Origin of the sequence: Methylobacter sp. (genome assembly GCF_036845245.1) — a bacterium.
GTDB lineage: Bacteria > Pseudomonadota > Gammaproteobacteria > Methylococcales > Methylomonadaceae > Methylobacter_A.
Window position 1 is genome coordinate 1 of record NZ_DAIUEH010000057.1, and the last position, 20,627, is coordinate 20,627.

Sequence of the window (20,627 nt, forward strand, 5' to 3'; positions counted from 1 at the left end):
CGTCCGGTTCTGTGAGAGCCTCAAGGGGCAGTTCCTTGGGGCTACTCGACCTTGCGATCGTTTATGCTGGACAGCGTAGAGAGCACAGCACAGAGCGTTGATTATCGGCTGATGCAATGGGCACAAGCCGATTATTGTGCTTTGTAATTGCCCAATGCCGGCATAGTAAATTCAGCTGTACCTTGGCATATAGGGTAAAATGTGCGCACCGAAGTTGTCCGTTCCTGCCGCGCTACGCACAGCCATCGCCTTATACAATACGCCCTCGTTCCCACACACTGCGTGGGAACGAGGGTAACCCTGACCGGATCTTGCCGATGCATCAGGTCATTAATGATGCCAGTCAATCCACCAATAACTAACCGTAAACAAAAATGATCAGTGATAGCCAAAAAATACAAATAGCTAAAAGTTTTGCGAAGTTGCATCAAACACCATTTGCTGCATGGACCCCTGAGGAGGATTATCCGTCAGATGACGATCGTTATTTGGCTGTTTACGACAACCTTATTCATGGCGTTTACGGCGATTGCTATGGGCTTAACGCCGAATATGATGAAGACGATAATTTAATACAAGAAGCTACAGAATTTGAAGTTGCGGTTGAAGGATTTGAATCAAAAGCGGAAAAGCCAGAAGTATTCTTTTTTGAAATAACCAGTGAGTCGACAGGGATAGGTAAATTCATTGAAGAACATGGCAGGCATGGGGATTGGTAGGGCCGATTCATTATGTGCTCTAAATGAGCCGAAACAGCAACGCTCCAATCATCGCGCAACATGTAAGAATAAATCTCACAAAGTACGCTTTAAAAATCCGTGCAGAGGAAAATTTAAGGCTCTGTTTGTGCGGGCTTAAGTCCGCTCTACAAAGTTACGTTCCGAACAACAATGTTATATTTGAACAGCGGCTTTTAAGCCAAAAGAGTCAGTCAAATCAGGTTGTCGAACGGTAGCGTATTCACGGAAAGCGGACTGTCTATTTTGTAACTCTCGCACTACCGACCAAGGCCGACAGCTAACTGAGGACAGAGTCACAAAGCGATGGAACGATAATATAATTTGGAAATTAACCAATAAGGCCCTATTCTGTGCGGTTGTTTTTAACCCTCCCAAACTTCACAAGCAGTAGCGAAGTTATTCAACCTCCCACCATTGCACTTACAGGGGCAGCACGTTTTGAGTTTACACAGTTATCAATCGGTAGATCGTGAGCAATTAGCCAAGGACATCAGCGAAATTCACCAACAAGCTTTAGCCAATATCAGTATTGACGATTTTGAGCATTTAACAAAAATGGAACGCTGGGGGAAAATTTGTTCCCTCCTTGGCTATGCCACGGCTTGGATTTTCCCCAATCCGATTTCCGCGCTGTTAATCAGTCAAGGCAGTTTCACGCGCTGGACACAAGTGGGACACCCGATTGTTCATAGGGCCTACGATAAAGTTGAAGGTGTCGATAAAAATTACACCAGCAAAAAATTCGCACAAGGTTGGCGACGCTTTATGGATTGGCCTGACTGGTTTACTGTCGCGGGCTGGCATCATGAGCATGACGTATTGCATCATTACAGTTTGGGTGAAAAAGCCGACCCCAATAATGCGCAACACAATATGGAATGGCTAAGACAATCAAGCCTGCCGATATGGCAACGCTACGTGATTGTGGCGTTTTTTTCCGGGATATGGAAATTGGTTTATTACACGCCCAGAACCCATAAGGAATTACACTTAAATTCCGCCAGACAGCAGGGTGAACCTAAACCTGTGATGACCCGCATCGGTGCGTGGAGTCTGTTTACCCAACAGGGTAGAGCCTTCTGGCTGCAAAGTATTTTGCCTTATATTGCCTATCGCTTCGTATTGTTGCCTTTGCTGTTTTTACCCTTAGGAAGTTTTGCCGTCATTAGCGTATTACTTAATTCAATTCTGGCGGAAATTTTCACCAATATGCACAGTTTTCTGGTGATGATCCCAAATCATGCCGGAGATGATGTGATGATGTTTGACCAAAAAGCCAAAAGCAAAGGTGAATTTTATCTGCGGCAGATTTTAGGATCGGTGAACTATCCAACGGGTTCTAATTTGAATGATTTTTTTTACGGCTGGTTGAATTACCAAGTCGAGCATCATTTGTGGCCGGATATGCCATTAAGTCAATATCAAAAAGTGCAGCCAAAAGTGATGGCGTTGTGCAAAAAACATAATATTCCTTATCTTCAACAATCTGTTTTTAAAAGGTTATTGAAAGCGGTGGATATTATGGTGGGGAAAACTTCGATGTTGAAACCAGTCGCGGCATAAACGTGTAGATATAAGAGAGCTATCATATCGTTAGCGCTTCGGCGCCATTGCGGCCAAAGACCCATGAGTATTTGGCCGATAGTATCTGTTCCAACGCCGCGAGATTTTGGGGTTCGTCATCGACAATTAGGATCGGACCGTTCGGCATCATTAGGTGCCTAATGAAATATTAAGTTCGTTGGCCAGTGCACGCGTCGCAGCCTCGCCGCCACGAAAATCAAAGTTTTCGATGGCAATGTGGAGTGCCTTAAGACGAGCGGGCGGCAGCAGCCTGCCCAGCTCAGCTATGATGGATCTGACCGCAGCGGGGCTATCGGTGTTGAATGCTGTGAGCATCCGGCTGAGCAGCGGGGCGAGCTGCTCGGGATCGATCGCGTCGAATTGAATATTGTCAGCGTGAATGTCGAGCGGTGCATAACGCTCGATCGACTCCAATGCCGTGTCCAGAGCCGATTGTAATCGCATCAGGCTGTCGGCCGGATTTTCTCCTGCATGAAGCGCCTGATCCACCTCACCGGCCAGCGCGGCGACCTCTTGAAGTGCCAGAAAGCCTGATGCCCCCTTTAGCTTGTGCGCCAGCGCTGCTGCCTCGGTTCTGTCTAAGCGGGCCATCTGTTGCGCGACATCTGCGTAATCACGCGCGAATTTGCGCAGGTATTGCCGATAGGCCGATGGATTTCTCCAGAGGGTCAGGCCGTGTCCGACCGCCAGTCCTGGAAGGTCTTGGTCGATAGCGTGGAACATCGGGAGAGGCGCTGTCTTTTCGGTTGTGGTGATCTGGGATACTCGTCCCGTGAGCTTGATGATCAGAGCGATAGCGGCGTCCACATCAAAAGGCTTGGCGATGAAACTGTTCATTCCCGCTTCATTGGCCAATTCCTGTTGTTCCATGAAGGCGCCGGCGGTGAGAGCAATCACCGGCAATTCTGCCAAGGCAGGTACTCGTCGGATCTGGCGGGTAGCTTCATAGCCGTTCATGACCGGCATCTGCACGTCCATCAGTACAATATCGACCTCGGTCGGATGGGCTTGCAGCCAATCTACGGCTTGTCGACCATCGTTGGCGAGGATGACGGCAGCGCCTTCGCCAACGAAGATGCGTTGCGCCACTTCACGGTTGATTTCGCTGTCGTCGACAACCTGTATCCGTAGACCGGCCAGACGCAGTCCGGAACGACTCGGCACTTGCTCTTCGCCGCCTTGTCGCACCCGCATGGCGCGGGCGACGGTGTTGTAGAGGCTCGATGGCGTGACCGGCTTGCTCAGCACGGCGTCAGCAAGGTAGCTGTCCGGATGGTCGAGCAGATTGTTATTCGAATAGGCCGTGACCATGATAATGATCGGATCATGGGCTTCTTTGATCTCATGACGGATCGTCCTTGCCGTAACGAGTCCGTCCATGCCGGACATTTTGTAGTCGAGCAGCAGTACCTCCCGTGGTCCTCGCTGTTCTTGTTTTGTCTGTATGTGCAGCACAGCGGCTTCTCCTGAGCTTACAGCGGTCGCTTTCCAGCCCAGCCCATCGACAATGTTGCATAACGCCTCGCGGGCTATCGGGTTGTCGTCGGCGATCAGGACGGCGAGGTGAGCCATTTCCGGAGCCGCGATCCAGGCGTCCTGACCCCGCTCAAAGGTCAGGACGAACCAGAATTCGCTGCCGCTGTCCTGCACGCTGGTTACCTTCAACTCACCGCCCATACTGGCTACCAGTCGGCGGCTGATGGTCAGTCCGAGTCCGGTGCCGCCGAAACGGCGACTGGTCGAGCCATCCGCTTGCGAGAATGGGGCAAAGATTTCCTGCTGCTTTTCAAGAGGAATGCCCATGCCGGTATCGCGCACCGCAAAACGTAGCGTAACCTGCTTGTCGTCCTCGGCGACGACACTGATGGACATCGCCACATGGCCGCGTTCAGTGAATTTGATGGCATTGCTGGTCAGGTTGATCAATACCTGTTCCAATCGTAGCGCATCACCGCGCAGCTGACTCGTTTTACTCGGCGGTGGGGATATGATGAGCTCCAGTTCTTTCTCGCCGGCGTTGGCGGACATGATGGTGGACAGGTTATCGAGCACGTCGCCGAGGCGGAAAGGCGCCAGCTCGATCTCCAGTTTGCCGGACTCAATCTTGGAAAAATCGAGGATGTCGTTGATGATGCCCAGTAACGAACGGCCGGCCATACGGATCTTGCGGACCAGTTCGTTGGCATCGCCCGGCAACTCGGCTTTTTCGAGCAGGTAAGCCAAGCCAAGGATCGCGTTCATCGGAGTGCGGATCTCGTGACTCAAGTTGGCGATGAAAGCGCTCTTGGCGCTGGTGGCGGCCTCGGCTATGTGCCTGGCGGTTTCGAGCGATTGCTCGGCAAGCTTATGCGCCGTGATATCCGTATAGGTGAGCAGGGTCCAGCCGTTGGATATGGGTTGGCCGCGGATTTCCAGAAAGACGCCGTTGGCCTGTTGACGCACGAAACATATTGTTTGGCGGGTCTCCATCAGGTGGACGAATTTGGCCAGGACCTCTTCAAATTGACGCTTGGGATAATCCCCCCGGTCAAAGTTGAAGCGGATCAAATCCGCAAATAGCAAGGGTTTTTTCTCGCTCAGCTCAGGCGGGTAGTCCAAGAGCGAGCCAAACAGTGTGTTGTTCAGAATAGCCCGGCGCTGCTCATCGTAGACTACCACACCGAACGGTAACACTTCCAAGACCTCATTGAGGAATTTATTGAGATCGAGGATCTTTTGTTGTCGCGCCTTGCGCTCGCTGTTATCGATTAATGTACTGCGCGTGTGATGGGGCTGACCTTGGGCATCGCGCACTAAGTCGCTACTGACCAGGAATGGTAGAATGCTGCCGTCTTTGCGGAAAAAATCTAACTCAAGATTACGCACACGGCCGGTGCGATTGAATTCGGCAAAGTTCTGCCGGAATATTTCAACGCTTTCGGGCGTCATGAACTCGACAATACGATGCCCCTGGTATTCGTCTAGGGTGTAACCCAATAAATCGAGCTCGGTCTTGTTGACGCGGATAATCGTGCCGTCAGGAGAGAGTGAATGATAGCCGCAGGGAGCCTGATCGTAGAGATCAAGGATCTCCCGGCTGCGCACCTCGACTTTCGCCTCAAGTTGCTGGTTTAACTGGTTCAGCTGCTCCTCGGCCTGCTTGCGCGCACTAATATTCTCGGAATAAACGGCTATTCCCTCGGGAATGGGTTGAGCGGTCACCTTGAACCATCCTTGGCTGCCATCTGAAAAAGTGAAGATGATTTCAGATGATTGAATCGTCCGCTGCTCCATGCAGTTTTTTTCCAAAGCAAAGACTTCTGTTTCTGTGATGCCGGGCCAGCATTCCATCACTGTCCTGCCCAGAAGCTCATCATTGGGCCGCCGGTTTTGAGTTTGAGCGGCATCATTGATATAGAGATAGCGCCAATCGAAAGCAATAATCTGGCATCCCTCCAGCATGTTATCGAGCATGCTGCGAAATGTGGATTCGCGATGATTCAATCTGCGTTCCACTCGCGTGCGTGCGTGATTACTTGCCAGTGTTTGCTCCTCGGCCAAGGAAAGATTACGCCGTAATTCTTCCCGCTCCAGTTGCGGTCGCAGATCGAGGTAGCAGGCCTGAAACCCGAGCAATTCGCCTTTATTATCTCGAATCACACCAAAATTGGCGGCGAGGTGAATAATGGTGCCATCTTGCGCCCGTCGATCAACTTCGCCCGACCAGACATTAAATTCGGCAAGGTGGCGAGTAATTTCAGCTTGTTGTATTGTCGCGAAGTCTGTTGATGGCAGCAGACGGCTAATGGGTTGGCCCACCAAGTCCTCTTGCTGATATCCAAACAACTGAGTGAATGCGGGATTGACATAACTGATAAGAATCCGGGAGTCGGCAAGCGCAATCGGTTGCGGCGATTGACGAACTGCTTCGCTGAGGCGGAAACGTTCGGTCTCATCCCTAATCCGCTCGGTAATGTCGCGAGCGATACCGAAAAGGCCGGAAACGCGTCCTTCACCATCGAAAATCGGTCCTTTGGTGATTAGAAAAATCCGCTGCTTGCCGTCAAGGGTGGAAATACGTTCCTCGAGCGTTAGATTACAGCCGGCAGATAGGGTCGCCTGATCGGATGCCATGATTTCCTTGGCCGAAAATTCCGGAAAGAGGGCGTTGTCGTCGTGGCCGATGATTTCTTCGGTCGCCTTGCCGATCAAGTCGGCGGTCGCTTCATTGGCTAACTGGTAGCGGCCTTGCGTATCCTTGACGAATACCGCGTCCGACGTGCTGGAAATCACTGCGTCAAGCAGATGCCGATCGAGTTCGGCCTTCATTCGCGACTGTCGAAGCCTTTCGCTGAGCAGGCTGACTGCCACGCCGTTAGTAATCAGCAAGCTCCATTGGAATAAATCCTGGCTGAAAGTGATGCGTAAGCTGTGTAGCGTTGGTAGCCCGAAGTAGTCGACACCGAGCGCGGCTAGGGCGGTTGCCAGAAGACCGGGGCCGAGGCCGCCAAGAAAAGCGCTGAGGATGATCGGCAACATGAGCAGGATCAGTAGCGGCCGGTTGCCAATGGAAGATGCAATGCTTTCGCGCACCACCAGCATGGCTAGCGTGATCGCCACTGCGAATGCATACATCAGCCAACGCGTCGCCCTCCGTTCCGATGTCAATCCGCTGGCTAAGGCACCTTGAAGCGTCACCCGGCCAGTAACGCCGGCTGTAGGGACTGCACGCAATGCAAGAAAAAACAGCGCGGCAGTGGCAATGACGAAAAACACGCCTTTGGCAGTCGACATCCAGACGACGGATTCAATATCAGCGAAAACCGATAACAATTGGTCGGACAACATAATCCACGCCAACGCCAAAATGGTGTATCCGGCAGTGGCGAATAGGATGAAGCGGTCGCGGGTGGTGTTCGCCATATGGCCTCACTATTTGCTGCGAGGACAAGACAAATGCCGACAATGCTCGTCTAGTTGCCTGATAGCATGAATATTCAAAATATAAACGGCCGCAGTCCATAGTGGACGCGAACAATTCTTGGATGGGGCCTTATCACCGCCCTGCCTATTATAGTGGCTATTCCCAAGTAGCATGTCAATAATCGGGATAAAGCAGCCGAATACCGGCTCTACGCGAGAATTTTCTGGCATCGCGAGCGGCAGTTACGACCAAGCCAGCAGCCCTCATTGATAAGAGCGGACATCCGGGAGCGCGATATTAGCGGCCAGTGATCGACGGCAGCAGCTTGCCCAGAATTTGCATGATATTTTTTATCGAAAAAACATAGATACGCGCTGAACGTTCCCGATTAACGCGCATCTGCGGCTTTTAAATTAATGGTTATGAACTTTATGCGGGTTATCTGACTTTGCTTTCTTGCCCTGGCTGGAAGGTAATATCTCCACCAGTTCCATCATGCCGTTGTCCTCGTGGTTGACATTATGGCAATGCTCTACCAGAGAACCGGTGTAGTCCAAGGGTTGTTGTAGGAACTGCACGACTTCGCCGTAATTGTTTAACGGAGTAGTTCCCGTCAGTCCGCCGGGGAATGAACAACCGCCGCTTTTGGCGACACCGGCGCAATTGACCAGCAAGGTATCGCGCCAAACCGGGAACGGATATTTCAGCTGGCCTCGCGATACCAATTGAAACGAGTTGATGTGGATATGAAACATATGAGTATCGACCGCACTTTGTATGGCCCATTTATCCACTTGATTCAAGACAAGGTTGCGTTGGCTTCGGATAGGGTTGAACACTCTGCCGTTGACCACTGAAGCGCCGCCGTCTTTGCTCGCATACGTGTTGGTGGTAAAGCCGTAGGTCACGCCCTGGGTTGGTAACTGCGGACTTTGCTCTTCGGTGATGGTCTTCGGCGCCGTCAGTTTGTTAAGTTCGGCTTGAGATGGAATAGCCATGTTATAGGCTATTTCGCTCGCGGAATCGGTTACCGATACGGTAAGAATCGGCGTTGCATTGGCGTATGCCGATGCTTGGCATAATTGCCCGATTAGAAGGCCTGCGCCTGCAACTGAGGAATCGTATAAACCGTAAGTGCCCGGTTTGGCGGGGGCTTTGACCACCAGGTCCAAGCGCTGTCCCGGCGCCATGTACAGGAGCTCGTTGTTCAGTATGTCATTGCCGTTGGCAGGGTTAGCCACCGGCGTATTACCGATGAGTACAGGCAAATCGGTAGTACTTGCGGTAGGGCGTTGCAATGGTACGCCGTCGGTCGCCAGTACATAGGAAGCGGGCGAGGGCGCGGTAGTCCCGTTCAGGGGCAGTAAACACATCGGTACTACATTGCCGATAGTAGCGTTGACGACACGCCAAAGCTGAGCCTCATTGGTGCGCATCGAAATGGAAGGCTGGAATTGACCGTTGACTGAAAGAGCGTTATTGACGATTTGGGGCGAAGGTAGTGGTGAGCCACCGAAAGCGCAGCCTGTATTATTGCCATAAACACTCATACAGGTAATTTGATAGGGATCGGAAGCGGTGCCGCTGTGGGTTCCATCGTATTGGACTTCCTGAAGCATCAGAATTTGCTCTTGAGCAGCCTTTACGGCCGGTAAGCTTTCCAATCCGTGTTTGGGATCTTCTATGATCAAAGCTCCAGCGAAACCGTCGGCCAAGTGCATGGATACCGCGCCGTGTTTGTGGGCGTGGTACCAGTATGTGCCTGATGGGTGATTGTCGGGGATAGCGTATGAATATTTGAAATGTCCGGTTACGCAGTTTGCGTCGCCGCTTTCCTGACGGCATTGGTCTAGAGGTGCGAACGGAGTGTCTTGCGGATAAATGCTGAGCAATACATTGTCGCTTGGGCTGTTGGGGGATACATGCAAACCGTGTGTGTGCAGGTTGATGACATCGAAACCGTGCGGATTGGTCATGCTATGGCTGCCGTCGCCCTCGGATTCGCTGTAGCTGAGGCTGTTGATCAGCTTGGCATCCAATTTGTCGCCGGGTCGGATACGCAATGTGGTGCCAACCAGAAATCCGTTGGCTTGAGATGCCTTGGGTTCGCTGTCGGTCAGCTTGATGCCCCGCGCTTTTACTACCGGATTGTTTTGGGTTGAGCTATTCGGTGTCGGCGATGGTCCGGTCAACGTATAGGCCTCGGATTTAACTTCCAGCTCAACTTTTAAAGATTTCGTTTGCGGGTCGGAACTAACCGACTGCGGTAGCTGCAATGGTGCGCCATCGGCTAAAACAGCGACCGGCGCAGCTATTGCTCCGAGAATCGCCAGGCTCGCCAGTTTTGCTGGGAGCCGTTTTCTTATTATTTTCTTAGACATTTTTATCCTCTCAAGTTGTGTTGTAATCAAGCCAACTACTCATTATTCAGGTTATTGTTATGGCTGATGCCGCATCAGCCGGGTTTTTTAATAAAGCATAGCCAACGGCGCAGGTAAGTTACCATAGTTCATTTAGGAAGCCAAAATACATGCAATCTCAGGGATTACATTATGTTATGCGGCTTTTGTGTCAACGGCGACAAGAAAAAACAGGCGGAAATGTTAGAGCAATAATTTTACAGGGGAATACGTTGGGTTACGGCGCCAAAAGACGCGCCTTGGCGGTTTGTATCAATACGGTTGTAACCCACGTTACGGAGTTTTATAGATAAAGCTCCTCAACCGCCAACGTCAAATTAACTGATTCCAATGTAACGCTCTGTTTTTCGGAGAAACTTTCGCGCTGCCATTCAGTTCGTCGGCGGTAGATTTCCAGGTAAGGGGAGTCTTGAGACAGTAGGACATACTCTTGTAAACGTTCAATCGTTTGATAAGCCAGGAATTTTTCGGTGCGATCGGTTCGCTGAGTTGAATCGGACAGCACTTCGACAATCAAGCAAGGCTGCTCGTTGTAATAACGGTCGGTTTCTTCCTCGCAGGCAACTTGCACATCCGGGTAGTAAAAACGTACATCGTCGCCGCGTTTAATTTTTACTTTCATGTCCGATTGAAACGGCTCGCAACGGGTGCCTTGCAAATGCAGGTCCAGACGAGTCATAAGGCGACGTACCAAGCGATTATGATTACGACTGGCCCCGGTCATTGCGTAGACAAGCCCGTTCACATACTCATGCCGGATGCCGGTATTATTGTCGTTTTCCGACAATAGGTAAGCTTCGGGCGTGAGTATGGAGTCGGGCAATACAAATGCTGAATTAGTCATATTAACTCCTTAATAAGGAACAATAATTTAACCTAGCATCATCGGAGTCGTTTACGGCGCGTAGTGAGTTTCAATATAGCGTTGCACGATTTCCTGAAACTCTTCGGCAATCCTATCGCCTTTCAATGTAACCGTTTTTTCGCCATCTTCATAAACCGGTGCTACCGGGGATTCGCCGGTGCCGGGCAGGCTGATGCCGATATTAGCGTTTTTGCTTTCGCCGGGACCGTTAACCACGCAACCCATGACCGCCACTTCCATGGCTTCAACACCCGGATATTGAGTACGCCATACCGGCATTTGGTCGCGTAAATAGCTTTGAATATCCATCGCCAGTTTTTGGAAATAATCGCTGGTGGTGCGGCCGCAACCGGGGCAGGAAATAACCATCGGGGTGAATGATCGAAAACCCATGGTTTGCAGAATTTCCTGGCCGACAATGACTTCTTGGGTTCTGGATGCGCCGGGCTCCGGTGTCAGCGAGATACGGATGGTGTCGCCGATGCCTTGTTGCATTAATACCGATAAGGCGGCGGCTGAAGAGACGATGCCTTTAGAGCCCATGCCGGCTTCGGTCAGTCCCAGATGCAATGCGTAATCGCAACGGCTGGAAAGGTCTTGATAGATATTGATCAGTTCCTGCACGTTGCTGATCTTGCAGGACAAAATGATTTTGTTTTTACCAAGCCCAAGTTCTTCGGCTTTGGCAGCGCTTTCAAGGGCGGACAGCACGATGGCTTTGCGGGTGACGGCAGCCAAAGGCTCGGGTGTTTGCAGGCTTCTGTTTTCATCCAGTAAGCGGGTCAACACCGCTGGATCCAAGCTGCCGCCGTTGACGCCGATGCGTACCGGTTTGTCGTATCGGCAGGCAAACTCGATCATTTGCTGAAATTGCGGATCGCGGCTTTTACCACGTCCTACGTTGCCCGGATTAATGCGGTATTTATCTAGAGCCTGAGCGCAGTCCGGGTATTTTTCCAGCAGTTTGTGGCCGTTAAAATGGAAGTCGCCGACGATCGGAGTCGAGTTGCCTTTTTTATCCAGTTGATTACGAATTTCGGCTACGGCCGCCGCCGCTTCTTCGGAGTTGACGGTGATGCGGACCAGTTCGGAACCGGCGGCCGCCAATTCGATGATTTGGTTAACGGTTGCCGTAATATTGGCGGTATCGGTATTCGTCATCGATTGAACAACGATTGGCGCGCCGCCGCCGACTTTAACGTCGCCGATTAAAACTTGATGAGTGATTTTTCTAAGGCTAATAGACATATACGAAATCTTTTTGGAAAGGTTACAGTTATCTGAAAATGTTGTTAAATTATACGCCGATACAAGTCATTAAGTAGAGTTTAGTGTGAGGATAAATTATTTTTCCGATATACATTTGGAGTTCGGATTACTGAAAGCCCCGAATAATGACGCCGATATCATTGTCGCAGCCGGCGATATCGGCATCAGTACACAAGGTATAGATTGGCTGCAAACGTTGAATAAACCTGTCATTTACGTCGCCGGTAATCACGAATTTTATACTCAGGAATACCAACAAACGCTTCAGCTGATCCGTCAGCAATGCGCAGACAGCAATATCCATTTTCTTGAGAACGATTGTTTTATATTTCAAGGTGTGCGTTTTTTAGGCTGTACGCTCTGGGCCGATCTGTTTGTTGAAGGCGATAAAAAAGCAGAAGATTTAGGTAAGACCTTAAATGATTTCCAGAGGATTCAATTTGCCGAACAGCCGTTTGACGCGGAACAGTTCAGTCTTTTACATCGAAGCTCAAAGACATGGCTGGAACAGGAATTAGCCCGGCCGTTTCCGGGAAAAACCGTCGTGGTAACTCATCATGCGCCTTCTTTATGGAGCTGGAACGGCTCGGCTCATACGCTTAAGAAACTGGCTTATTGTAATGATATGAAGCCCTTGCTACATGAATACGAGATTGCGGCCTGGATCCACGGCCATGTCCACAGCCAGATGGATTATCGGCTAGCAGGAGCCAGAATATTGTGTAATCCCAGAGGTTATGCTGGTATAAAAATCGTCCCCCGATTCGATCAGAATAGGATGGTGGAGATTTAGCCGAATGGATAGGCTTTTTTGCCCACGTTTTTGTAGTAGGGTAGATAAACATATGCATCCACTTTTACAACTTTAATACGTTAATACGTTATGACAAAAATCAATATCCAACAAATGATGGCCGAGAGCGGCGTGGCATTCGGCACCAGCGGCGCGCGCGGGCTGGTTAGCCAAATGACCGATCAGATCTGTAGCGCTTATACTTTAGCGTTTTTACACGGCCTGGGCCTTGCTAACCCGGGGCAAAAAATCGCTTTGGGCATGGACTTGCGTCCGTCCAGCCCAACTATCGTTCGCGCTTGCACGGCCGGTATCCTCCAAGCCGGTTGCGAGGTGGATTTTTGCGGTGTGCTGCCCACCCCGGCGCTGGCTTTGTACGCGTTGGCGCAAGGCATACCCGCCATTATGGTGACCGGTAGCCATATTCCATTCGATCGCAACGGCATCAAGTTTTATCGGGCCGAAGGCGAAATCAGCAAAGCCGATGAAATAGCCATCACTCAGGCGGAGATCGAGTCGGAAGCCGTTCCCGACGATACGGTATTGCCGACCGTTAACCCTATTGCCTTGCAGCAATACCAACAACGTTACACCAGCCTGTTTGCCGTCGATTTACTGAGCGGTTGGCGAGTCGGAGTTTATGAACATTCCAGCGCGGCACGCGACTGCTTGCGTGATGTGCTGACTGCATTGGGCGCGGATGTAATCGGTTTGGGGCGCACCGATACTTTTGTGCCTCTCGATACCGAAGCGGTCAGTGAAGAAGACCGTCAACGCGGACTAGCCTGGGCGGCTGAGCATCGTCTGGACGCGATTATCTCTACCGATGGCGACGGCGACCGGCCGCTGATTGCCGATGAGACCGGTAATTGGCTGCGCGGCGATATCGTCGGCTTGCTGTGCGCGCATTTTTTAGGCGCGGATACTGTGGTTACTCCGGTGAGCTGCAATACCGCGATCGAAGCATCAGGGCTGTTTCGGCAGGTGATACGCACCCGTATCGGTTCGCCGTACGTAATTGCCGGTATGGAGCAGATGCAGGCTAACGGTAGTTTGAGCGTAGTCGGTTTCGAAGCCAACGGCGGTTTTTTGGTGGGCAATGGTTTAATGGTCGGCGGACAAGCCTTGGCCGCGCTGCCGACTCGAGATGCGGTGTTGCCCGCCTTGGCGGTATTGGCGATGGCCCGTCAACAGGGCGGTAAAGTATCTGATCTGCTTGCCGGTTTGCCGCAACGTTATACCGCCAGCGACCGCTTGCAGGATTTTCCGCTTGCCAATAGCAAGGTATTGTTGGACAGCTTGCAAAGCGACGACGAAGCTTATCAAAAATTGTGGGGCAATGAGTTGGGTACGGTTGCCCGACGCGATTTGACCGACGGCCTGCGGCTGATTTTCGATAACGGTGAGATTGTGCATCTGCGTCCGTCCGGCAATGCGCCGGAACTGCGCTGTTATGCGGAAGCCGACAACATGGAGCGAGCGCAAAAGCTGGTGACAATGAGTCTGCAACGCATTGCCGAAGACTATATATAACGGATATTACGCGTATCTATTAGACGTAGGGCGTGCCATGCGCGCCTTCGAATAGGCTGTGTAAGGCGCGCATGGCACGCCCTACGCAACAGAAAAAAACTCCACCAATTCTTTCGTGCTTTTCTTGGACAATGCGTAACATCAGTAAATCGCCCAAGTGGATACGAAGCGCAATTACCGGTAAATGAATAGAGCTGGATCGCACATATCCGGCAATAAAATTACGCCGCCTGTAGCTCATTCAACGTATCTACCGGTTACGGGGTGAAATTCAGCGTCCCGCCGGACAGCAGAGAACTGTAATTCGTGTTTGTCCATTCTTTATGGTTAATGACATCCTGGATGCAGACCTCATTTGCATTGGCTATGGTAACGCCCGATTGGACTTTGGACGAATAGCTTTTGGTTTGAGCAGTATTTCCCCGGACATTGCTCGCGACGGACTCAACTTTGAATGCCACTTTCGGCGCATCCGGGAAGGCGCCCTGCAAAAGCCAAATACCGCCGCCTTTGGCCTTGCTGGTTTTGCTGATGACTTTGCGTTGCTCATCATATCCGGCTCCATTATTGGTAATCGCGCAATTGACGCTCACCGAAACATTTAACGAACGCACCCCGAATACTTCAACCATGATGGCTGTCCATAAATCCGGGATGCCGGCCAAATTACCTTCAGTGTCGGCTTGAAATGCAAAACCGCCGCCGGCATGGTCACTGGTCACATTCGAATCCGGCCCGATATTGCCGGAGCTTGGCCCAATACGGGTGTTCGATAGGTTTATATCGACATTACGGGCTGAAAGTCCGCCGCCTCCCGCTATCAGTTTATTAGTCGGATCATTAACCATCGCGATATTACCGGTCAATTCACAGTCTTTAATATCTGCCGCCGAACCCATCGACAAACGTATTCCGCCGCCGCTGCTTTCGGCAACATTGTTAACGAATTTAGAGCTGGAGATGCGGGCACGTGACAACACCGAAGCATATAAGCCGCCGCCATCATCCGCGCACCTGTTTTTCGACACGATGCATTGGTTAATAATCACTGCATTTTTTTGCGCCCGGTCGATTTCATCTTTATTCCAGGCGTCCCAGCGATTGCGGCTTAAGGCTGAACTGGCAAAAAAATAAAACAGATGATCCAATGCCTGATCCCAACGGGCGTTAATTAAATCCAAAATGATGGCTTTAATACCTCTCACCGGCGGGCTGGGCTGCGACGGGTTTGCCAACCATTTGGCGTAGCTGAGAATGTCGGAAAATGAAATGTAAGACATCGGTGAGCCGATCATGGTTTTCACCCCTACAATTTTGCCGGTCAGGAACTTGATCAAATCGATTTCGGATAAATTGCGGGACATTTTGCCGGGAAGCGCTATCTCACAACCTATGCCGCCACCATCACGGCGGCCTGTGTTGCCTGAGTGGTTTTGGTCAATCAAACACGCGTCTATAGTCGGCCAGCCGTAACCGACCACGGCGACGCCGGCACCTCTTCCTTGGGCGATATTATTCCGTATCAAACACTTTTTTATTGTAGGACTGGCCCATACCGCCGCAATTCCGCCGCCGAAAGCTTGCCCGGCTAACCAATGGTTCGGGCGGCCGGAACTGAGTTTAAGGTCGAAAGCCTTCTCGATACTAGTCAGTACCGAGCTTCGGCTGAATAACGGAATTGCAGCTAAACTTGCCGCTGTCAACGCAGTGTTAACAAGACCCAATAAAGTATTGAGGTAGGTTTCGAAGCTAACCGTAACAATCGCACCCACCAAATCCACTACCGCATTACGGAACGCCACACGATCCGATTCCGGCCAAGTGCCTATCGGTAGGGTTTCTGTAGTGTTTCCGCTAATTACACAGCGCTCAATAGTCACATTATCGATGTCGACCACGACAATGCCACCGCCCGCGCCAAGTCCCGGATCGGAACTGCTGTGTTTGGCGTGACCGCCACTAATCCGGATTCCTTTGATAACGACCGGCCCAGCACTGGCCCGTGTGGCAGGGCTGCCGATAATCCGCAATACACGCTTTTTCGTTTTTGCCTTAGGCCGAAGTTTGGGCAGTTTTTTCACATCGAATGTAGCGCTGGTTGGATCAAGGCCCGGATTGGCCTGAGCATAACTGCTGATGATCGTAATGGCTTTATCAATGGTTAGTTCGTCTTCCTCATAGGTTGCAGCATCCTGGATGACTATGATGTCGCCGGAATTTGCAACCTTTAAGGCCTGGCTGATTTTTCGTGCCGGAGAGACGGGCTTGTCGAATTTGCCTGAAGCCTTGCCTTTCTTCGCGTTGACGTAACGAGTGGTCACAGTTGCCGCCCGGTTTTAGGATCGTATTTGACTTCTACCGGTACAACCTGGTCGGTCGGCAAGATTTCCAGCCATTGGTCGAATATCTCGTAATTGCCTTTGACATTGGCACGGAAGCCGCCCGGCAACGGGAAAAATCCGTGTTCATAAACACGATCAATCGGCGTGGATGTAACTACATTGTCTTCGTCAACCAATGCAGGATCGGACACTTCATCTTGCTTGGGATATTTGCCGTTTTCGATGCCTTCCTGATGTTTCTTTTGGATTTTTTTCGCCAAATCCATGATGACGTCGATCATTTTCTGGCCGTTCAACGGCTTGCCGTTGATATCCACTTCGTTGGGATTATTGGTTTGATAGATATCCGTGTTACCGATACCGTTAAAGCCTTCCACACCTTTTAGCCAATTGACCGCCGCTTCCTCTTTTCCCGGCCTGATAGGGATGACGGCTTTGACCCACGGAGCATTTAAAAAAGCATTACGCATATTATCGCCATCCAGTTGCAGCAGCCATCCCAGCGAACTGCCGAACTTTGCAGGCTCGGAGTCTTCCGTAATGTAGTAATTGTCCCGGTTCGGGTCTTCGACGCCGCCCCAACCAACCGTGTTGGGTGTCAGCTCGTCACTGGTTTTATTGGCGGCTATTTCGTAGATTTTTTTGACAATGCCTTGGGCGTAAGCATCAATGCCTGAAAGCTGGCTCGTCGGTGTAACGGCGGATTTATCCAATTGCTGGGTGTATTTTTTCAAGCGTGGCCGCCACCATTCGGGAGCGACAAAATACAGCATCTTGTCCACATCGAAGATGGAGTTGATCAGTTCCGCCACCACATGGCGAGTACTGTCGTCCGGCATGCTTATGCCGTTGGTCAGCATGTCCTGGATAAGCTTACGGTAAACGACTATCCGTTCTTCTTCACGGAGATCTTCGCTGGGACGCGGTTTGATTTGGTGCGAAAGCTTAATCCTTTCCTTGGCCGTTTCGACAAACGCTTTTTGGTATTCGGCCGCTTCTTTGGCGGTAAACAGGGCAACATTTTCTTTGTTCTTTTTGATTGCCTCATCGTTGGCCCCCTCCGCGGGAACCCAATGTAAGGTCAGCTTGACCTGGACACTGTTTTGGCCTTGAAAATCGACGGAACTTAAATGCAATGTGAAGCTGGCTTCATTGTTTTTGTTGGTAATTTCTCCTTTAAGCGACGCTGCCACCGGTTTTCCTTGGCCGTCGAATTCGACATTGCCGAGGATATAATTGCCTTTCGGGCAAATGCATTTGATCGGAAAATCCGACTGTATCTTTTCCAATACGCCCAAAAATTCCGAATTATCCACTTCAACACCGTCTTTATAGACCTCGTCTTCGTTATCGGCGTCAGTATCTTCGATGGATATGAAGGGTAGGGTGACGACTTTGTTCTCCGGGAACGGCTGCAACATGGGGATCTCGTCGGGTGCATGCAGTCCATCCAGCTCGGCAGGCTTGGCAATGTGCATCAATTTGGCCACACCCAGAGACTCACCCGGCCTGTCAACATAGGTTTGCCAGCATAAATAGCTGCCGATGTCCTGCACTTGCACCGCAACTTGCCGCATCTTCCGTCTAAGCTCGTAGTTGAGCAGGTCGCCGGTCTCGTTATGTAACAGGTAACGTTTGCTGGAGGTATCGGAGGTTTCGGTGATTGTTTTAAAGGTTGTCTTATAGTTTTTACGGATTTCCGTGGACAGTTTTTCGGTTTGCTGGCGCATCCGTTTATGGGTTTCCTCCCTGGCGGTTTGCTGGGAATTGTTATAATCGAAACTCGACGTGGCCGTTACCGAAGCATAGGAAGCACTGATACTGGCGCCGAATTTAATGTCTTGTTTATTGTCTTCTTTTACTGCATCGCTGATCTCGTCCTGGTCGGTTGTTTCGGATTCTGCTTTGGTTGTGATGTCCATCGAAGTTTCCAAGGTTTTTTCAACCAGGGTCCTGCGTGTTTGAATCTCAATCAATTCAACTGTTGCCCCAGGGCTGAGCCAGACATGGCTGACCGGCGTTCCCAAAAAACTATCGAGTTCAAAGAAATATTGGCGGAACAAATGCACTACGCTGATCGGCGAAAGTGCGACTCGTTTTAAATGATCCTGGTCTCTCGGATTCAGGTTGGACAGATCCAGATAACCGTCCATGCTTTGCAGAGCGGACAAAGCTTTAATTAATTCAACGGCTTTAAGCGAATTATCATTCACGTTGTAAAATATATTCGCAAGCTCGGTGTATTTCTTATGCTGAGTCAAATACAGCAAGACCCCGGCCATGGATGACTCATAACGTAACTGGTTTTCAAACGCGCGTTTAAAGAAATTGCTGCGATTGCTCGGGTCCACACTATGGGTCGACATGGCTATCAGAGGAGTTTGATTGCCTTCACGGCAATGTTCCGAGAAAAAATCCCTGTATTTGGGAACGACGGATTCTTTGAAAATACGGTCAATTTCCTTATCGCTAATAACTTCCGCCCAAGTTTTAGTTGTGTAGTTCCCATAGGGAGGGAGACGGTCGGCGACTTTTTCCAAGACGATGCTATCGAATGCTTTTAATTTACCTGTTTCCAGCATCCCAGGTTTTATCTGGATACGCACTTGGCAATCGTCATCGTAATGTATATCGACCAAACCGATAAACTGCTGTTTCAGCTTTTCCAAAAGTCTAATTTTATCTTTATGGAAACCCTGGTTGAAACGATGCTCAATCCTTTTGGACTTCCAACCGATCAGCGGCTGATAAATACCAAATATTTCACTGGCATAGGGAAGCACTGACGTGTAATCAATCAAGTCGGTCAATTTTTTGTTGGTAGCCATACTATTCTCCTGGGTTACTGGTTTTATATGATGATGTCCAAACAGGTTTCGTTAACATAATTCAAGGCGATTTTTTTAAGCATGTATCTGTAAGTCTTCGTGATATTGTCAATTTGAGGGTAAAGTTTTTTTCGTCTGTTTCCGGACTGGCTTCAAAGTTTTAAAGACGTAAAGCCAGATAGGGTTCGTTGTGTCTAATTGCATGCTTTGACAGGTTCAGCGCGAATGGCTTCATAAGATTCGTAACAAAATTAATACGATACGCACGCTAATCATGCAAGTCTGTGCGATTTGACGACGTTTGATTGTGGAGTAAAAAGCTGCTGAAGTCTGCCAGCCAAAGCTGATTTTTCTGTGAGCCTAGAATGATTTTTCTGGGAAAATTAGGCCTAATAAAAATGTAAGCCGATATTGATGGAATTCAAATTGTTGGGCCAGTGCATCGAGTGCGCGACTATCCTTGGGCAACTATGGCTTTTCTCCCCAAAGGCTGAGATATCGGGCAGTTCAGCGGTCACGGCCAAGCGGAAAATTACTGATGGAAAGCGTCTTAGCTGTTGTTGTATCAAAGCTTTCAGCCAAATGATGGGTTGGACTTAACCCGCGAAAGCAGAATTCAAGCCCAGCAGGGACGAGTTTTTGTTGATTACGCGCTTTTATCAAGCTCATCGGATTCGGCTTGAAACATTCTGAACGATAAGTCAGGGCTAAGAACGGTCATATTCCCGGTTTTTAGGCAGGGTATGCTGAGGCGAATTGCAAAACCGAAAACTTGACCGTTTAAAGTATATTCAAAACCAGCATCGGGGAAGGTAGTCCATATGACCTTTGCCAAACACAATTATCAGACGGTACTTTGTTGAAAGAGTTCTTTTGCACGCTTGCTGATTTCCTCCGGAGAGATGTCTTTCTTGTGGGTAGCAATGAACCAAATGTGTCCGAAAGGATCTTTTAGAGTTCCTGTGCGATCACCGTAAAACTGATCCAGCACCGGCTTGATTTCTTTTGCTCCTGCGCTAACAGCTTGAGCAAATTGAGCGTCTACATCCTTCACATAAATATGCAGGGCAACCGACGAACCGCCCAGTGATTGGGGGGTACGGAATGCACCTTGTTGTTCGCAAGGGTCGGCCAACATGATTGAGGAATCGCCGATTTTGATTTCGGCGTGTCCGATTTGGCCGTTTGGGTGCGATAAACGGAATATTTCAATTGCACCGAACGCCTGTTTGTAAAACTCAATGGCTTCGGCTGCGCCTTTAATCATCAGGTACGGGGTAATAGAGTGGTATCCATCCGGAATTGGTTTTACTGTCATGGTATGTTCCTCCTTAATTAAAGATATTGCAT

General features: G+C 50.1%; 13 protein-coding genes. 4 read left to right on the forward strand and 9 right to left on the reverse strand.

What is annotated here, in order from left to right; genetic code table 11:
* Window positions 1-374: 374 nt before the first annotated feature.
* Both V7051_RS20470 and V7051_RS20475 read left to right on the forward strand, forming a co-directional pair.
* Complete coding sequence (locus tag V7051_RS20470; protein ID WP_333878174.1) at window positions 375-719, forward strand: hypothetical protein; 345 nt, start codon at window positions 375-377, stop codon at window positions 717-719.
* 459 nt (window positions 720-1,178) lie between these two features.
* Window positions 1,179-2,303: a fatty acid desaturase family protein gene (locus V7051_RS20475; protein WP_333878176.1), complete on the forward strand. Its 1,125-nt coding sequence runs from the start codon at window positions 1,179-1,181 to the stop codon at window positions 2,301-2,303.
* A 150-nt stretch (window positions 2,304-2,453) separates the two neighbouring features.
* Here the strand turns inward: V7051_RS20475 and V7051_RS20480 are convergent, their stop codons facing one another.
* The 4 genes from V7051_RS20480 to ispG form a co-directional block, all read right to left on the reverse strand.
* Window positions 2,454-7,226, reverse strand: coding sequence for a PAS domain S-box protein (locus V7051_RS20480; RefSeq protein WP_333878178.1), 4,773 nt, complete (start codon window positions 7,224-7,226; stop codon window positions 2,454-2,456).
* A gap of 414 nt (window positions 7,227-7,640) precedes the next feature.
* Window positions 7,641-9,608, reverse strand: a complete 1,968-nt coding sequence (locus V7051_RS20485) for a multicopper oxidase family protein (protein WP_333878180.1) — start codon at window positions 9,606-9,608, stop codon at window positions 7,641-7,643.
* A 322-nt stretch (window positions 9,609-9,930) separates the two neighbouring features.
* On the reverse strand, window positions 9,931-10,491 hold the full coding sequence (locus tag V7051_RS20490) for a Uma2 family endonuclease (protein ID WP_333878182.1): 561 nt from the start codon (window positions 10,489-10,491) through the stop codon (window positions 9,931-9,933).
* A 51-nt stretch (window positions 10,492-10,542) separates the two neighbouring features.
* On the reverse strand, window positions 10,543-11,760 hold the full coding sequence (ispG, locus tag V7051_RS20495) for a flavodoxin-dependent (E)-4-hydroxy-3-methylbut-2-enyl-diphosphate synthase (RefSeq protein WP_333878183.1): 1,218 nt from the start codon (window positions 11,758-11,760) through the stop codon (window positions 10,543-10,545).
* Window positions 11,761-11,845: 85 nt separating this feature from the next.
* Between ispG and V7051_RS20500 the strand changes: the two genes are divergently transcribed.
* The gene (locus tag V7051_RS20500; RefSeq protein WP_333878185.1) at window positions 11,846-12,574 is read left to right on the forward strand and encodes a metallophosphoesterase; all 729 of its coding nucleotides are present in this window, start codon (window positions 11,846-11,848) and stop codon (window positions 12,572-12,574) included.
* A gap of 90 nt (window positions 12,575-12,664) precedes the next feature.
* Window positions 12,665-14,107, forward strand: coding sequence for a phosphomannomutase (locus tag V7051_RS20505; protein WP_333878188.1), 1,443 nt, complete (start codon window positions 12,665-12,667; stop codon window positions 14,105-14,107).
* A 19-nt stretch (window positions 14,108-14,126) separates the two neighbouring features.
* Here V7051_RS20505 and V7051_RS20510 read toward each other — a convergent pair whose 3' ends face one another.
* The 5 genes from V7051_RS20510 to V7051_RS20530 all read right to left on the reverse strand — a co-directional run bounded on the left by V7051_RS20510 (window position 14,127) and on the right by V7051_RS20530 (window position 20,595).
* Window positions 14,127-14,348: a hypothetical protein gene (locus V7051_RS20510; protein WP_333878189.1), complete on the reverse strand. Its 222-nt coding sequence runs from the start codon at window positions 14,346-14,348 to the stop codon at window positions 14,127-14,129.
* Window positions 14,349-14,364: 16 nt separating this feature from the next.
* Window positions 14,365-16,428: a hypothetical protein gene (locus tag V7051_RS20515; protein ID WP_333878190.1), complete on the reverse strand. Its 2,064-nt coding sequence runs from the start codon at window positions 16,426-16,428 to the stop codon at window positions 14,365-14,367.
* Window positions 16,425-19,277 (reverse strand): hypothetical protein, encoded by a 2,853-nt coding sequence (locus tag V7051_RS20520; RefSeq protein WP_333878193.1) that lies wholly within the window; start codon window positions 19,275-19,277, stop codon window positions 16,425-16,427. The genes V7051_RS20515 and V7051_RS20520 overlap by 4 nt, the downstream gene beginning before the upstream one ends.
* 507 nt (window positions 19,278-19,784) lie before the next feature.
* On the reverse strand, window positions 19,785-19,946 hold the full coding sequence (locus V7051_RS20525; protein ID WP_333878194.1) for a hypothetical protein: 162 nt from the start codon (window positions 19,944-19,946) through the stop codon (window positions 19,785-19,787).
* Window positions 19,947-20,121: 175 nt separating this feature from the next.
* Window positions 20,122-20,595: a VOC family protein gene (locus V7051_RS20530; protein WP_333878196.1), complete on the reverse strand. Its 474-nt coding sequence runs from the start codon at window positions 20,593-20,595 to the stop codon at window positions 20,122-20,124.
* Window positions 20,596-20,627 lie beyond the last annotated feature (32 nt).

Bases quoted from the DNA above. Each gene is read 5' to 3' on its own strand.
- V7051_RS20470 (WP_333878174.1), top strand. From the start codon at position 375: ATGATCAGTGATAGCCAAAAAATACAAATAGCTAAAAGTTTTGCGAAG.
- V7051_RS20480 (WP_333878178.1), bottom strand. From the start codon at position 7,226: ATGGCGAACACCACCCGCGACCGCTTCATCCTATTCGCCACTGCCGGA.
- V7051_RS20485 (WP_333878180.1), bottom strand. From the start codon at position 9,608: ATGTCTAAGAAAATAATAAGAAAACGGCTCCCAGCAAAACTGGCGAGC.
- V7051_RS20490 (WP_333878182.1), bottom strand. From the start codon at position 10,491: ATGACTAATTCAGCATTTGTATTGCCCGACTCCATACTCACGCCCGAA.
- ispG (WP_333878183.1), bottom strand. From the start codon at position 11,760: ATGTCTATTAGCCTTAGAAAAATCACTCATCAAGTTTTAATCGGCGAC.
- V7051_RS20505 (WP_333878188.1), top strand. From the start codon at position 12,665: ATGACAAAAATCAATATCCAACAAATGATGGCCGAGAGCGGCGTGGCA.
- V7051_RS20510 (WP_333878189.1), bottom strand. From the start codon at position 14,348: ATGAGCTACAGGCGGCGTAATTTTATTGCCGGATATGTGCGATCCAGC.
- V7051_RS20520 (WP_333878193.1), bottom strand. From the start codon at position 19,277: ATGGCTACCAACAAAAAATTGACCGACTTGATTGATTACACGTCAGTG.
- V7051_RS20525 (WP_333878194.1), bottom strand. From the start codon at position 19,946: ATGAGCTTGATAAAAGCGCGTAATCAACAAAAACTCGTCCCTGCTGGG.
- V7051_RS20530 (WP_333878196.1), bottom strand. From the start codon at position 20,595: ATGACAGTAAAACCAATTCCGGATGGATACCACTCTATTACCCCGTAC.